Consider the following 14946-nt stretch of genomic DNA (forward strand, 5'->3'; position numbering starts at 1 on the left):
ACAGAGAACGCCGCCGCTGCTTGAGTGCACCGGCGGCGTTGTCGTTCATGGCATTGACCGGGATCCTTTGTCGGCTTGAATAAAGGTCTAAGCTAATGATTTTGTTTCTGTCTGGAGTCATTTCATGGCCCGTGCCCACCCGCAGCTGATGCGTGCCAGGCTAGATCAGTTGCACCCGACCCAACTCACCGTGGGCCTGGCCGAAGTCAATGCCAAGCGCCAGGAGTGGCAGCAGTTCAAGCGCAAGGCGCGGGCCCAGGCCCTGGAAAACCACTGGTTTCCCTGCGTGCTCGGCCCGCGGCAGCGCTACTACATCGTCGACCATCATCATTTCGGCCTGGCGCTGTTGCAGGAAGAGGTAAAAGAGGTGCCGCTGCTGGTGCTCAAGGACCTGTCCTTTGTCGACCCGGCAAGTTTCTGGGAGGTGATGGCTTTCAATCAGTGGGCTCATCCCTATGACGCCCAGGGCGTGCGCCGCTCGTTCGAGCGTATTCCCGCACGCATCAGTGACCTGCAGGATGATCCCTACCGCAGCCTGGCCGGGCTGCTGCGCCGCGCTGGCGGTTTCGCCAAGGACGCCACGCCGTTCAGCGAGTTTCTCTGGGCGGATTTTTTCCGCCGGCGCATCGATAGCCAGGCGCTGGGCAAGCTGGGGGCCAAGGTTCAGGCCCGGGCCATGAAGCTGGCGCGCGGCCAGGACGCACGTTACTTGCCAGGGTGGGTGGGCCAGATTGTCGACTGATCAAGGGCCACTCGCTGGCGCCCCCGTCGCTGTGCCTCGCCGCAGCCGTGACCTGTTGGCCGGTCTGTCCATCGCCGGGCTGCTTTTACCTGAAGCGGTGGCCTATTCGAGCATCGCCGCCTTGCCGCCCCAGGCCGGGGTCATCGCCCTGTTCGCCGGGTTGCTGTGCTACGGCCTGTTCGGCACCAGCCGCTTTGCCATCGTGGCGGCCACCTCGTCATCGGCGGCGGTGCTGGCGGCGGCGACGCTGTCGCTGTCCGATGGTGATGCGCAACTGCGCCTTAACCTGGGGTTCGCACTGGTGCTGCTGACCGGGGCCTTCTTTATCCTGGCGGGGCTGTTTCGCCTGGGCGGGGTGACCGCGTTCATCGCCAAGCCGGTGTTGCGCGGCTTTGCCTTCGGCCTGGCGGTGACCATCATTCTCAAGCAGTTCGCCACCGTGGTCGGGGTGCACTTGAGCACCGGCAATCTGGTGCGCTTCCTGCCGCAGTTGCTTGAGCAATGGCCGCAGTGGAACTGGGCCGGGGCGGCGGTGGCGGCGCTGGCGCTGCTGGTGCTGGTGATCTGTTCGCGGATTCCCTACGTGCCCGGTGGGCTGGTGGCGGTGCTGCTCGGTATTGGCGCCGGGCAGTGGCTTGACCTGCCGGCCCACGGGGTGGCGCTGATCGGCGTCATCGAACTCAAGCTGGACGTGCCGAGCCTGCCGGACCTGCCGTTTGCCGACTGGCTGCGCCTGGGCGAGCTGGCGTTTGCCCTGGTGATGATCCTGTATGCCGAGTCCTATGGCTCCATCAGCTCCATGGCCCTCAAGCATGGCGACCGGGTCTCCTCCAACCGTGACTTGCTGGCCCTGGGCGCCGCCAACCTGGTGTCCGGGCTGTTTCACGGCATGCCGGCCGGTGCCGGTTATTCGGCGACCTCGGCCAATGAGGCGGCGGGCGCGCGGTCACGGCTGGCGGGGCTGACCGCGGCGGCGGTGATGCTGCTGATCGTGCTGACGGTCTTGCCGTACATCGCCCTGACCCCGGAGCCGGTGCTGGCGGCGATCGTCATGTATGCCCTGGGCCATGGCCTCAGCCTGCAGCCGCTGGGGCGTTATTTCATCTGGCGCCGGGATCGCTTCCTGGTGATCTGCGCGGTCACCGCGGTGCTGGTGCTGGGGGTGCTGGACGGCCTGTTGCTGTCGGTGGGGGTGAGCATTCTGTTGATGCTGCGCCAGCTGTCGGCGGCGGATATCCAGATTCTCGGCCAATTGGGCAGCGGCCACGACTTTGTCGACCTGAGCCGCCATCCCCAGGCCCGACAGGTGCCGGGGGTGCTGATTCTGCGGCCGGGGGAGGCGCTGTTCTTCGCCAACGCCGAGCGCATTCTGGGTGGCGCCTTGCGCCTGATCCGGCAGGTGCAGGTGCCGATCCACAGCGTCATTCTCAGCCTGGAAGAGTCGCCGGACCTGGACGGCACCAGCATCGAGGCCCTGGACGAGTTCTTCCGTCAGGTCAGCCTGGAGCACAAGCATCTGGCCCTGGCCCGGCTCAAGCACAGGGCCAAGGATGCCCTGGCGGCCTTGCCGTCGAGCCGCGAGTACCGGGTGCTGCTCAGCGGCACCAGCGTCGATGACACGCTGCAGGAAAGCCTGCGGGGCTTGAAGGCCGGGGCGTTTTCCCAGGCATAAAAAAACGCCGCGTATCGTGGAATACGCGGCGTTCTTTCTTACAACGCTACAGCCTTAGGCTTGCACCACCGGGATGTTGGCGTTGGCGGCCGCTTCACGGAACTCGGCGATCTGGTCGAAGCTCAGGTAGCGGTACACGTCCGCCGCCATGCTGTCGATCTTGCCGGCGTATTCCATGTACTCCTCGACGGTCGGCAGGCGACCCAGGATCGAAGCCACCGACGCCAGCTCGGCCGAAGCCAGGTAGACGTTGGCGCCATCGCCCAGACGGTTCGGGAAGTTACGGGTCGACGTCGATACTACGGTCGAGTTCGGCTCTACACGTGCCTGGTTACCCATGCACAGCGAGCAGCCCGGCATTTCCATGCGCGCGCCAGCCTTGCCGTAGATGCCGTAGTAGCCTTCTTCGGTCAGTTGGTGAGCGTCCATCTTGGTCGGCGGCGACAGCCACAGACGGGTTGGCAGCTGGCCCTTGACCTGATCCAGCAGCTTACCGGCCGCGCGGAAGTGACCGATGTTGGTCATGCAGGAACCGATGAACACTTCGTCGATCTTCTGGCCAGCGACGCTGGACAGCAGGCGAGCGTCGTCCGGGTCGTTCGGCGCGCAGAGCACAGGCTCCTTGACGTCGGCCAGGTCGATCTCGATGACTTCGGCGTACTCGGCGTCCTTGTCGGCTTCCAGCAGTTCTGGGTTGGCCAGCCAGGCTTCCATCGCTTGCGCGCGACGCTCCAGGGTACGGGCATCGCCGTAGCCTTCGCCGATCATCCAGCGCAGCAGGGTGATGTTGGACTTCAGGTACTCGGCGATCGACTCTTTGGACAGCTTGATGGTGCAACCGGCAGCCGAACGTTCGGCCGAGGCGTCGGACAGTTCGAAGGCTTGCTCGACGGTCAGGGTTTCCAGACCTTCGATCTCCAGGATGCGGCCGGAGAAGGCGTTCTTCTTGCCTTTCTTCTCGACGGTCAGCAGGCCTTTCTGGATCGCGTAGTAAGGGATGGCGTGGACCAGGTCACGCAGGGTGACGCCAGGTTGCAGCTTGCCCTTGAAGCGAACCAGGATCGATTCCGGCATGTCCAGTGGCATGACGCCAGTGGCGGCGGCGAAAGCCACCAGGCCGGAACCGGCCGGGAACGAGATGCCGATCGGGAAACGGGTGTGCGAGTCACCACCGGTGCCGACGGTGTCCGGCAGCAGCATGCGGTTCAGCCAGCTGTGGATGATGCCGTCGCCCGGACGCAGGGACACGCCGCCACGGGTCATGATGAAGTCGGGCAGGGTGTGGTGAGTGGTGACGTCGATCGGCTTCGGATAAGCCGCGGTGTGGCAGAACGACTGCATCACCAGGTCGGTGGAGAAGCCCAGGCAAGCCAGGTCCTTCAGTTCGTCACGGGTCATCGGGCCAGTGGTGTCCTGGGAGCCGACGGTGGTCATCTTAGGTTCGCAGTAGGTGCCTGGACGCACGCCAGTCACGCCGCAAGCCTTGCCGACCATTTTCTGCGCCAGGGTGAAACCCTTGGTGCTTTCAGCGGGGGCTTCAGGCTTCTTGAACAGGTCGGATGGCGGCAGGCCCAGTTCGGCGCGCGCCTTCTCGGTCAGGCCACGGCCGATGATCAGTGGGATACGGCCGCCAGCACGGACTTCGTCGAGCAGCACTGGGGTCTTCATTTCGAAGGTGGCCAGGACTTCGTCGCTGTTGTGCTTGGTGACTTTGCCAGCGTGCGGGTACAGGTCGATCACGTCGCCCATGTTCATCTTCGACACGTCGAATTCGATCGGCAGGGCGCCGGCGTCTTCCATGGTGTTGTAGAAGATAGGAGCGATCTTGCTGCCGAAGCAGAAACCGCCAGCGCGCTTGTTCGGCACGTAAGGCACGTCGTCGCCGAAGAACCACAGAACCGAGTTGGTCGCCGATTTACGCGACGAACCGGTGCCCACCACGTCGCCGACGTAGGCGATCGGGAAGCCGTCGTTGCGCATCTGCTCGATCTGTTTCATCGGGCCGATGGCGCCTTGCTGATCCGGAACGATGCCGTCACGGGCCATTTTCAGCATGGCCAGGGCGTGCAGCGGGATGTCCGGGCGGGACCAGGCGTCAGGCGCAGGGGAGAGGTCGTCGGTGTTGGTTTCGCCGGTGACCTTGAACACCCGCAGGCTGATCTTGTCGGCCAGAACCGGGCGGTTCTTGAACCACTCGCCATCGGCCCAGGATTGCAGTACGCCTTGGGCGTGAACGTTGCCGTTCTTGGCTTTTTCCGCGACGTCGTGGAAGGCGTCGAACATCAGCAGGGTGTGCTTGAGTTGAGCGGCGGCCACAGGGGCCAGCTCGGCGTTGTCCAGCAGGTCCACCAGGGTCACGATGTTGTAGCCGCCCTGCATGGTGCCCAGCAGTTCAACAGCGCGCTTCTTGTCGATCAGGGGCGAGGTGGCCTCACCTTTGGCCAGTGCGGAGAGGAAACCGGCCTTGACGTAGGCGGCTTCGTCGACTCCAGGTGGAACGCGGTTGGTGATCAGGTCAACGAGGAAAGCTTCTTCGCCAGCCGGGGGATTCTTCAGCAGCTCGACCAGGCCTGCAGTTTGTTCGGCGTTAAGCGGCTGGGGAACGATACCCAGTGCTGCACGCTCTTCGATATGTTTGCGGTAGGCTTCAAGCACAGTTATTACCCTCATCAGTGGTCCCAAATGGGTGTCCGGGACGCTCATCCCGAAATTGCCGTACTCATGCGCTGCGTGGCGTTGTGGGCCACTTAGCCAGAATTGCCGGCAATTCCTTACAGAAGCTGCTTTCAAAGTTTTACGCCTGCAGAACGGGGAGCTGATGAGGGTTGGCGCTGGATTTTTCCCCGCTGGAAAAACCCCTCGCCAACACCGCTCTGAAGGAACGACTGTGCTCGTGACGCTTTGAAAACAGCTTCAAACGGACATTGGCGCCTAAAAAGGCTGGCTGATTCTACGGTAAAAAAAGTCTGAACGTAAGTTGGCGTATTAAAGTTTGAGGGGTGATCAATGTTAGACAAAGGGCTAACATGCCGCCCTGTTTTGCTTTTGCGTGTGTTGTTTCTCTATGCCCAATCAGACCATCAAGACCCCCTGCGTCGGCCTCTGTTCCACTGTCTACGGTGACCTGGTGTGCCGCGGCTGCAAGCGTTTCCACCACGAAGTGATCAACTGGAACGGTTACAACGAGGAGGAAAAGCGCGCGGTCTGGCTGCGCCTTGAGCAACTGCTGGTGCAGGTGATGGCGGCCAAGCTGGAAGTCTTCGACCCGGCGCGCCTGCGCGAGCAGCTGGAGCAACGCAAGATCCGTTTCGTGCCGCACCAGTCCGAATACTGCTGGGCCTACCAACTGATTGCCCGCGGTGCGCGGGTGATCAACCAGCTGGACGCCTACGGCATGGTGCTACTGCCGGAGTTTCGCGATTGGGCGCTGCCGGAGTTGCGCGACGCCATCGATCGGGAATTCTTCCTGCTGTCGGAAGCCCACTACCAGCGCTACATCGCCCCCGGTTTTCTCAAGGACGCGCTGGGCTGAGTCACTCGCCAATCATTCTGTAGGCGCCGGCTTGCCAGCGCAGGCGGCGGGCCTGTTCGCCAGCAAGCGGGCTCCTGCAGGGGGGCTTTTGGGGTAGGGCTCAGGCCTTGGCCGCCAGCTCCTCCAGGTGGTCCATGATGTCCGCCGGCTTGAGCACCAGCACGTCGCTGTCCAGGGCGTCGAGCACCACTTCGGCGGTGTTGCCGATCAACGCCCCGGAAATCCCCGTGCGGGCCACGGTGCCGATGATGGTCAGCACCGCGCTCAGCTTGTGGGCCAGGTGGGGAATCAGCACATCCGCCGGGCCTTCTTCTATGTGCAGGTGGTTATCGTCGATGTCGAACTCGGCCTGGAACGCCTGGCACTGCTCGCGATAGCGCTTCTCGATGGTTTCCTTGAGTTGAAACACCGGGTCGGCCGCCGAAAGCATCGGTGACGGATGGGCGCTCATCACGTGCAACTGGGCCTTGGCCAGGCTGGCGATGTCGAAGCCGTGGTCGACGATGCTGGCGTGCAGGGCGCGGTGCTCGCCATCCATGTTGCCGACATCGATGGCCGCCATGACCACGCCGCCGGTCCACGGCGTGGCGGTCTTGACCAGCAGCACCGGGGTCGGGCAGTAGCGCAGCAGCTTCCAGTCCGCCGGGGTCAGCAGGGCTTTCTTCAGCGGGTTGTCCGGCAGGTGTTGCTTGATCACCAGGCCGCAGCCCTCGGCCTGCTGCACATCGATGATGGTTTCATGCAGGGTCTCGTTCCAGGCCTGCTCGGTGGTGACGCTGTAGCCTTCGCTGGTGAGGCTGCTCTTGAGTACGCTGAGCAGCGCCGAATGCTCGTGCTTTTTGTCGCAGACCAGCAGGTGCAAGTGGGCCTGGGTGACCCCGGCAATCAGCTTGGCGCGCTTGAGGGCGAGACTTTCGCCCGGCGTGGGATCGATGACCACCAGGATACTGCGGATGCTTTGCATGATCGGGATCTCCAGGAAGGGATGGACGGCTACCGTGCACAACTATAGTTGCTGGCGCACGGGCCGGATGTTGATGCATATCAATCGCGGCCGCTGGTGGTCTGCGGCGTGGCCGGTATAATCGCCGGCCTTTCGCTATGAAGCCCCGGGTCTCGTGAGCCTCATGTTATCGATCACTGATAGTGCCGCCTGCCGCTTTGCGGGCATCGCGGCTTGTTCGGAAATGCACCGATGAACTTTCCTGAAATTCCCGACTTTCTGGGCTGCCGGACTCCCGACGCCTGGGTCCAGGCGGCGCTGGCCGACCAGGAAACCCTGCTGATCGACCATAAGAACTGCGAGTTCAAGGCCGCCAGCACCGCCTTGAGCCTGATCGCCAAGTACCACTCGCATGTCGACCTGATCAACATGATGTCGCGCCTGGCCCGGGAAGAGCTGGTGCACCATGAACAGGTCCTGCGCCTGATGAAGAAGCGCAAGATCGAGCTGCGCCAGCTGCACGCCGGGCGCTACGCCTCGGGCCTGCGCAAAGTGGTGCGTAGCCACGAACCGGTGAAGCTGGTGGACACCCTGGTGGTCGGCGCCTTTATCGAGGCCCGCAGTTGCGAGCGTTTTGAAGCCCTGGTGCCGCACCTGGACGAGGAACTGGGCAGGTTCTACTTCGGCCTGCTGAAAAGCGAGGCCCGGCATTACCAGGGTTACCTGAAGCTGGCCTACCAGTACGGCGAGGCCAAGGACATTGCCCAGGTGATCGAGCGGGTACGGGCGGCCGAGCAGGAACTGATCGAGTCGCCGGACCAGGAGTTCCGTTTCCACAGTGGCGTGCCGGCCTGGTAAGGCACGGCGGTCGCGGCCCTTGTGTAAAAGCAGGGGCAAATTGTTAAAAACTCTTAAAAGAATGAAACATTGCGCAAAACCGCGGCATGTCCCCGGTTTTGTGGCTCGCGTTAGCCTTTCTTTAACCCGTTGCCCTCTATAATGCGCGCACTCAAATTGTGCGTTCACAGACTGGCATCTATGGAAAACCTGGGTCTTGGCAAGGTACTGCTGGTGGAAGACGACGAAAAGCTCGCGGGGCTGATCGCCAACTTCCTGTCCCAGCATGGCTTTGAAGTGCTGACGGTCCACCGCGGCGATATAGCCCTGGCGGCGTTTCTCGAATTCAAACCGAAACTGGTGGTGCTCGACCTGATGTTGCCGGGGCAGAGCGGCCTGCACGTGTGCCGGGAAATCCGCGCCGTGGCCGACACCCCGATCGTCATTCTCACCGCCAAGGAAGACGACCTGGACCACATCCTCGGCCTGGAATCCGGCGCCGACGACTATGTGATCAAGCCGATCAAGCCGGCGGTGCTGCTGGCCCGCTTGCGCGCCCTGCAACGGCGTCAGGTGCCGGAGTCGGCGGCACTGCGCGGGGCCCTGGAGTTCGGCGTGCTGAGCATCGACCGCAGCAGCCGCGAAGTGCGTCTGTCCGGCGATCCGGTCGAGCTGACCACCATGGAGTTCGAGCTGCTCTGGCTGCTGGCCAGCGCGGCGGGCAAGACCCTGTCCCGGGACGACATCCTCAACCGCATGCGCGGCATCGAGTTCGATGGCCTCAACCGCAGCGTCGATGTCTACATCAGCAAGTTGCGCGGCAAGCTCAAGGACAACCCGCGTGAGCCGGTGTGCATCAAGACCGTGTGGGGCAAGGGCTACCTGTTCAATCCGTTTGCCTGGGAGGTGTGAATGCTGCGTCTGTTTCTCGGGCTCTACCTGTTCCTGGCCCTGGGCTTCGCCGGGGCCATGACCGCCGTGCAGCACATCTTCCTCAACTACCTGGCGGCGGACCTGATCGAGTCCTACAACCGCGATGCGGTGCGTGGGCCGGCCTACAGCCTCAGCGAACAGCTGCGGCCTTTCGACGAGGCCGGGCGCAAGCGCCAGCTGGAGCTGCTCAAGCCCCATTACGGGCTGGCGCTCAAGCTGGTGCAAGCGGGCGAGCTGGGCCTCAATGAGCGCGAGCAGGCCCTGCTGGACTCCAACCAACTGGTGGTCCGCGATGATTTCAATGAATTCATTTCCAGCATCGACGGCGGCACCCAGCTGCTGAGCATCAAGCTGCCGGAAGACCCGCCGCTGACCCTGCTCTACAACATCGCCGCCTATGCCTTGCTCGGCACGCTGCTGGCCATCGTCCTGTATTTCTGGGTGCGCCCGCACTGGCGCGACCTGGAGCGCCTGCGCCTGGCCGCCGAACGCTTTGGCGGCAATGACCTGGGCACTCGCCTGCACCTGTCGCGGCGCTCGAACATTCGCGACCTGGCGCAGCACTTCAACCGCATGGCCGCGCGCATCGAGGGCCTGATCGCCAATCAGCGCGAACTGACCAATGCGGTGTCCCACGAATTGCGTACGCCCATCGCCCGCCTGTCCTTCGAGCTGGACCAGCTCCAGCAACAGCCGGACCCGGAGGAAAACCGCGAGCTGATCGCCGACATGTACGCCGACCTGGGTGAACTGGAGGACATGGTTTCCGAACTCCTCAGCTACGCCAGCCTGGAACACGGTGCGGCGGCGATCAACCGGGAGAACATCCAGGCCCAGAGCTGGCTCGACAGCGTGGTCGGCAGCGTGGCCCTGGAGGCCGAGGCGGCGGGGGTGCAACTGCTGATTCGCTCCTGCCAGGTGGAGTACGTGCGCATCGAGCCGCGCTTCATGGCCCGGGCGGTGATCAACCTGCTGCGCAATGCCATCCGCTACGCCGACCGCCGGGTCGAGGTGTCGCTGGTGCGCCTGGATCACGGCTACGAGGTGCGGGTCAACGACGACGGCCCGGGCGTTCCAGTGGACGGTCGAGAGAAAATCTTCGAGCCGTTTTCCCGTCTCGACGCCAGCCGTGACCGGCGTACTGGTGGTTTCGGCCTGGGCCTGGCGCTGGTGCGGCGCGTGTCGCAATGGCACGGCGGCAAGGTTGAAGTGCTGGATTCGGAGTGGGGCGGGGCATCGTTCCGCATGACCTGGGCTCACCTCGACTGAGAGCCGGCGGCGCCTCGGCCTGGCACTTGCGTAGCAACACGGCCCGTGACCACGGGCCGCGTCATTCGTGGCTTAGAAACTGTACTCAAGCTGAGTGGCGATGCCGGTCTGCATGCGCCGATCGACGATCGGGCTGTCACCGGCTTCCTTGCTCAGGTACTTCATCGACAGCAGGGTCGAGACCTTGGTCTGCTCATTGATGGGCAGGGTCCAGGCCAGGTCGGCGCCGCTGCTGACCCGTCCACCCTTGGCGCGGTAGGCGCTGAAGCGGCTGTTGGCCGCCTGGGTGTCGCTCACCCCGTACCAGGTCCGCATGTAGTCATCGTTGCCGAACAAGCTGTTGAGGCTGGCATCCAGGCTGCCGAAGCGGCCCTGGTAGAGATTGCTGCCAATGCTCAGTTCCAGCGCGCTGTAGGCCGAGCCGGTGTCGCGGTTGTCGTTCTTCTTCACTGCGTGGGTCAGCGTGGCGCCCAGTTCGAAAGGACCCAGGTCGTAGCCCAGGTGCGCGCCGAACTGCGCCCGGGACTTGATCTCGCCCATGCCCTTGAGGCGCTTGGAGCCCTGGCCCAGGTGGTTCTTGTCGTGCCGCGCCTCACTCGGGCCAACCCAGGTGCTGAACGACAGGCCACCCCATTCGTTGCCCCAGCCCAGGCCCTGGTCGGTATTGAGGAACAGGCCCCAGGGGCTGACGATTTCGCCGCCGAGAATCGGCGTCAGGGCGTGTTCGTCACTGCCGCTGTAGCGCGGCAGGCTGGCCACCCCGGCTTGCACGCCGTATTTCCAGTCTTCGGCGTGCAGCGTGGCGCTGGCCAGGCTCAGGCCCAGGGCGCTGGCGCACAAGGCGGTGGTGGAACGTTTCAGGGTGTTCATGTCGAGTCAGAACCTCAGGTGGTGGGTGTTGTAGGTGCGTTTGAATGAGTAGCCCAGGACGTTCACCCCGTTGATCTGGCGGCGCACGGTGTCGCCCAGGCCGGGGCCGTTGCCGGCGATCACCGCGTGGGCGTTGTCCACGGGGGCGAGGATGTAGTCGCTGAGGGCGCGGCCTGCCTGGAAGCAGCGGATCATCAGGAAACCGTCCTCCAGGGCGATGCTCACGCCCTGGATGACCGCGTCGTCCGAGTCGTCGTTAAGGGTCTGGTAGGTGCCGACCGTGGCCAGCCAGTTGTCCGGCAGCGGCACCGGGTCGATGCGTTCGCCCACGGCCAGCAACTGGCCGTGGCTCTTGGCGGTGAACACCCGGCGGCCCTGGACCGTCATCACGTCCAGTTGCAACTGGCCCAGGGTGCCGAGGTCCTCGGGCCAGAGGCCGAGGAATCTGCTCCGGGCCCGCAGCCAGCCTTGTTCGTCGCGCAGCAGCTCATAGCGCTTGCCGGCCAGCTCGGCGTACAGGCGCCGGTGCTGATCGCGAACCCGCAGCACGCCCCAGCGGGTGGCGTAGAAACCCGCCAGGTGCTGGCGATCGGCGGTTTCCGGAATTCGTCGGCGCTTGCTCTGCGGGGTGGCGGCCGGCGGCCGCGCGGGGTCGCCGTGGGCCTGCAGCAGCATGCGCAAGACCTGCGGCACCAGGGGCTGGGCCAGGGCTTCGCCGCTGTCCGCATTGCTCATCACGATCACCGCCAGCTGCTGCTCGGCGAGCACGCTGACCTGGGCGTGGAAGCCTTCGCCGAAGCCGCTGTGCTGCCAGGTCCGGATACCCGGTTGCACCCATTCCTCGCCGCAGGGCGAAAGGAACCAGCCAAGGCCCACCTGGCAGTCGAAATCCAGCGGATTGCCGGCGTTCTGCGAGCGCACCATTTCATTGATCGAGGCGCCCGACAGCAGTTGGCGGTTGTTGTAGCGGCCCTGGGCGAAGAGCATCTGCAGGTAATGGCTGAGGTCCCGCGGGCTGGTCCACAGCCCCTCGGCGGAGACGTCGCGGATCAGTGCATCGCCGCTGTGCGAACCTTCCTCATAGCCTTTGGCCCGGTATGGCTGGGCGCGGCTGTCGCCAACGAAGCTCGACTGGCTCATGCCCAGCGGGCGCAGCAGGCTGGTCTGCAACTGCTGTTCGAAACTCACCCCGCTGCTGCGCTCCACCGCCGCGCCGAGCAGCGCGTAACCGAGCTTGGAGTAAGCGGTCTGGGTGCCGGGGGCGTTGCTCAGCCACAGCCCGCTGATCTTGCCCGGCAGTTCGCCGAGGGCGTTTGGCGTACGTGACTCGCGCAGGTACTCGGCGGGAATACCGCCCTGGTGGCTGAGCAGGCGGCGCAGCGTGACCGAGCGGTCGGCGGCATTCTGGTCCTCGTGAAAGCGCGAGCGGACATAGAACTCCTTGAGGGTGTCCTGCAACGGCGCGTCCAGTTGCAGGCGCCCTTGCTCCACCAGCTGCATCACCGCGGTAGCGGTCAGCAGTTGCGACAGGGCGCCGGCGCGAAACGCCGTGTTCTCGGTCACTTGCAGGCCGCGAGCCTGGTCGGCGAAGCCGAACCCTCGGGCCCAGATCAGTTGCTGGCCGTCGACCAGGGCGATCGACAGCCCGGGCACCTGGTGCTCGGCCATCTGTTGCGGAATGTGCTGCTTCAGGTAGCCGATGATGCTGGCGTAATCGCCAGGCGCGATCGAAGGGGGCGCGGGGGGCTGGCCGTTGCAGCCGAGGTTGCTCAACAGAATGCCGACTAACGGCAGGCCGAGAAGTTTGCGCGACATGCAGCACCCGAGAGTCCAATGGAGCTGCGGATGCTAGGGAAGGGCGGCGAAACAGTCTTTGGCAGCTTTGTCGGGAAACTGTCAAAGAGTGTTAACCCCAGGTGCGCTCAGGCCTCCAGCCCCAGGCGCGGGTGCCACCGGGCAAGCGATTGAATAGCCCCCTGGGGGTGATGCTTGTCCGCGCCATGGCTACGGGAATCCTCTGCGAGTGACTGTCGAGGGTGGCTTGATTCTGTAGTTACTGCAGGGTTTTTACTGGCGTTCATACCCAGACGGAGTGAACGACATGAGCTTTTTCAGACGACTGTTGGCAGGGCATCACGGTGGTGGGCATGGCGCCTCCCGGGGCGGGCATCGGGGGGCGGGGCATGGCGCCGAGGGCGGTGGCCTTGCCTGCGGCCAGTGCCGGGCGTTGAACCCGTCGGCGGCGCGTTTCTGCCAGCAATGCGCGGCGTCGCTGGTGCCCTTGGGCTGTGTGCAATGTGGCGCGTCGTTGGCGGCGGGGGCCCGGTTTTGCGGGCAATGCGGCCGCGCCTCGGGCTGAGGCGCGGCGCGGCGCGGGGGAGGTTACAGGGCCAGGCTGTGGATCACCTGGGTGGCGTCGTCGGGGTCGATGGCGCTGCGCATGCCCAGCTGTTTGGCCAGTCGGCGCATGCTGTAGTTGCCGGCGGAGTCCACCGAGTACAGCTGCTGGAAACCATGGGTGCGGGCTTCGTCGATCAGGTGCTGCATCAGCAGCGCGCCGAGGCCCTTGCCTTGCCATTCATCGGCGATGGTCACGGCGAACTCGCAGCGCCAAGGCTGGTCGTCGACCTGGGCATAACGGCTGATGCCCACTTCGCGCAGTTCGCCGTTGTCGTGGACCAGGGCCACGTAGGCCACCCGCTGCGGGGTGCCGACATCCATCAGTTGATCCAGCAGGCGATCGCCGACTTCCTTGACTTCACCGAGAAAACGCTGGTGCCGGGTGGCCGGGGAGAGGTTTTCGATAAAGGCTTTTTCTCGCTCCCGGTCCTGAGGACGCAGCGGGCGGATCAGCACATGGCTGCCGTCGTTCAAGGCGTCGATCCAGTATTGGCCTTGCTGCGCCGGGAAGGGCGGGTGGGCGAGGATATCGAGAGCAGTGCTGGACATGATCAAGTCTCCGGAGAGCCAAAGGGCGGGCTGTACGAACAGCCCTGATTGGCCTCAGGTTGACTGCACCGGCGACCGCTGCACTTGATCGGCATCAATGTCTCTGCTTGCGCCTTGGGCGTTGTCGATCACCGGTCATGCCGGCTGCCCGGCGGCGGGCGTTGGGCAGGCTTCGGGCATCAGAGTGTTGATCAGGGCGCGGATGGTGCCCGGCAGCGCTTCGAGTTCGCGGACGATGATGCTGCGCTCGCGCAGCGCCCAGCTCTCGTCGAGCTTCACCGTTACCAGTTGCATGGTGCGGCTGTGCCGCAGCGCCGCCGACTCGGGAATGATGCCGATGCCGACCCCGGCTTCGACCATGCGGCAGATGGCCTCGAAGCTCGACACCTGGATGCGCAGCGACAGTTGCTTGCCCAGGCGCTCCACGTGCTCGCGCAGGAAGCTCAGCAAGGTGCTGCCTTCATGCAGGCCGATGTGCTGGTAGGCCAGGGTCTGTTCCAGGGTCACCGAGGCCTGGCCGGCCAGCGGGTGGTCCACCGGCACCGTCAGCACCAGGTGGTCGGTGCTGAAGTGCAGCACTTGCAGGCCGGCGGCTTCCACCGGGCCGGCGATGATGCCCATGTCGCTGGTGCCGTCCAGCACGCCACGGACGATGTCCCGGGACAGGCGTTCCTGCAGATCCACCGTGACCCCCGGGCGCACCGAGAGAAATCCGGCCAGCACCTCCGGCAGAAACTCGGTGACCGCCGTGGTGTTGGCGAAGATGCGGATATGCCCGGAGGAGTCGCCGCCGTACTGGGTGAACTCGCTTTTCAGGTAATCCACCTGGCGCATGATCAGCCGCGCGTGCTGCAGCAAGCGTTCGCCAGCCGGGGTGACTTCCACGCCACGGCTGTCGCGGTACAGCAGGCGGGTGTCGAGCTGGCCCTCCAGGGCCTTGATCCGCGCGCTGGCGGCGGCCGGCGAGAGAAAGGCGCGGCGCGCGCCCTGGGTCAGGCTCGGGGATTCGGCGATATGGATGAACAGGCGCAGGTCTGCCAGATCGAAATGCATGTCCGGGCTCCTGGGGTTGAGGGAGAGGAGAGTGGCAAGCGGCGTTCAGCATAAACGAACGCCGGTTTATAGAAATGCAAATTCTCCATACGCGCCACACCCTTGCATGATGGCCGCCATCACCTTCGTGCCACAGGACCCTGCCT

Annotated in this window: 13 protein-coding genes; 7 read left to right on the forward strand and 6 right to left on the reverse strand. The window is 64.4% G+C overall.

Annotated elements, in window-relative coordinates; genetic code table 11:
- The first annotated feature begins 124 nt into the window (after nucleotides 1-124).
- Together LXM55_RS24445 and LXM55_RS24450 are read left to right on the forward strand one after the other, a co-directional pair.
- Entirely contained in the window at nucleotides 125-742 is a 618-nt protein-coding gene (locus LXM55_RS24445) for a ParB-like protein (RefSeq protein WP_233322728.1), read from the forward strand.
- A gap of 31 nt (nucleotides 743-773) precedes the next feature.
- Entirely contained in the window at nucleotides 774-2414 is a 1641-nt protein-coding gene (locus LXM55_RS24450; RefSeq protein WP_233322729.1) for a SulP family inorganic anion transporter, read from the forward strand.
- A gap of 54 nt (nucleotides 2415-2468) precedes the next feature.
- Here LXM55_RS24450 and acnB read toward each other — a convergent pair whose 3' ends face one another.
- A complete protein-coding gene (gene acnB, locus LXM55_RS24455) occupies nucleotides 2469-5069 on the reverse strand; it encodes a bifunctional aconitate hydratase 2/2-methylisocitrate dehydratase (protein ID WP_233322799.1) in 2601 nt (866 codons plus the stop codon).
- Nucleotides 5070-5478: 409 nt separating this feature from the next.
- Here acnB and LXM55_RS24460 point away from each other — a divergent pair, with 409 nt between their 5' ends.
- Nucleotides 5479-5946 (forward strand): DUF1289 domain-containing protein, encoded by a 468-nt coding sequence (locus LXM55_RS24460; RefSeq protein WP_233322730.1) that lies wholly within the window; start codon nucleotides 5479-5481, stop codon nucleotides 5944-5946.
- 100 nt (nucleotides 5947-6046) lie between these two features.
- Here LXM55_RS24460 and LXM55_RS24465 read toward each other — a convergent pair whose 3' ends face one another.
- On the reverse strand, nucleotides 6047-6910 hold the full coding sequence (locus tag LXM55_RS24465) for a universal stress protein (protein ID WP_233322731.1): 864 nt from the start codon (nucleotides 6908-6910) through the stop codon (nucleotides 6047-6049).
- A gap of 231 nt (nucleotides 6911-7141) precedes the next feature.
- Here LXM55_RS24465 and LXM55_RS24470 point away from each other — a divergent pair, with 231 nt between their 5' ends.
- The 3 genes from LXM55_RS24470 to LXM55_RS24480 all read left to right on the forward strand — a co-directional run bounded on the left by LXM55_RS24470 (nucleotide 7142) and on the right by LXM55_RS24480 (nucleotide 9928).
- Nucleotides 7142-7747: a tRNA-(ms[2]io[6]A)-hydroxylase gene (locus LXM55_RS24470; protein ID WP_233322732.1), complete on the forward strand. Its 606-nt coding sequence runs from the start codon at nucleotides 7142-7144 to the stop codon at nucleotides 7745-7747.
- Between the two features lie 180 nt (nucleotides 7748-7927).
- Nucleotides 7928-8638 (forward strand): winged helix-turn-helix domain-containing protein, encoded by a 711-nt coding sequence (locus tag LXM55_RS24475; RefSeq protein WP_233322733.1) that lies wholly within the window; start codon nucleotides 7928-7930, stop codon nucleotides 8636-8638.
- On the forward strand, nucleotides 8639-9928 hold the full coding sequence (locus LXM55_RS24480; protein ID WP_233322734.1) for an ATP-binding protein: 1290 nt from the start codon (nucleotides 8639-8641) through the stop codon (nucleotides 9926-9928). It begins immediately after the preceding gene.
- 72 nt (nucleotides 9929-10000) lie between these two features.
- On the opposite strand, the gene LXM55_RS24485 is transcribed toward LXM55_RS24480, so the two are convergent.
- Nucleotides 10001-10798: a MipA/OmpV family protein gene (locus tag LXM55_RS24485; RefSeq protein ID WP_233322735.1), complete on the reverse strand. Its 798-nt coding sequence runs from the start codon at nucleotides 10796-10798 to the stop codon at nucleotides 10001-10003.
- 6 nt (nucleotides 10799-10804) lie between these two features.
- Nucleotides 10805-12613 (reverse strand): serine hydrolase domain-containing protein, encoded by a 1809-nt coding sequence (locus tag LXM55_RS24490; RefSeq protein WP_233322736.1) that lies wholly within the window; start codon nucleotides 12611-12613, stop codon nucleotides 10805-10807.
- Nucleotides 12614-12899: 286 nt separating this feature from the next.
- On the opposite strand from LXM55_RS24490, the gene LXM55_RS24495 reads away from it, so the two are divergent.
- Nucleotides 12900-13157, forward strand: coding sequence for a double zinc ribbon domain-containing protein (locus LXM55_RS24495; protein ID WP_233322737.1), 258 nt, complete (start codon nucleotides 12900-12902; stop codon nucleotides 13155-13157).
- Between the two features lie 23 nt (nucleotides 13158-13180).
- Here the strand turns inward: LXM55_RS24495 and LXM55_RS24500 are convergent, their stop codons facing one another.
- Both LXM55_RS24500 and LXM55_RS24505 read right to left on the reverse strand, forming a co-directional pair.
- Entirely contained in the window at nucleotides 13181-13747 is a 567-nt protein-coding gene (locus LXM55_RS24500; protein ID WP_233322738.1) for a GNAT family N-acetyltransferase, read from the reverse strand.
- A 135-nt stretch (nucleotides 13748-13882) separates the two neighbouring features.
- Complete coding sequence (locus LXM55_RS24505) at nucleotides 13883-14800, reverse strand: LysR family transcriptional regulator (RefSeq protein WP_233322739.1); 918 nt, start codon at nucleotides 14798-14800, stop codon at nucleotides 13883-13885.
- Nucleotides 14801-14946: the final 146 nt, after the last annotated feature.

This window comes from Pseudomonas sp. Au-Pse12, assembly GCF_021341665.1.
In the GTDB taxonomy this organism is placed as follows: domain Bacteria; phylum Pseudomonadota; class Gammaproteobacteria; order Pseudomonadales; family Pseudomonadaceae; genus Aquipseudomonas.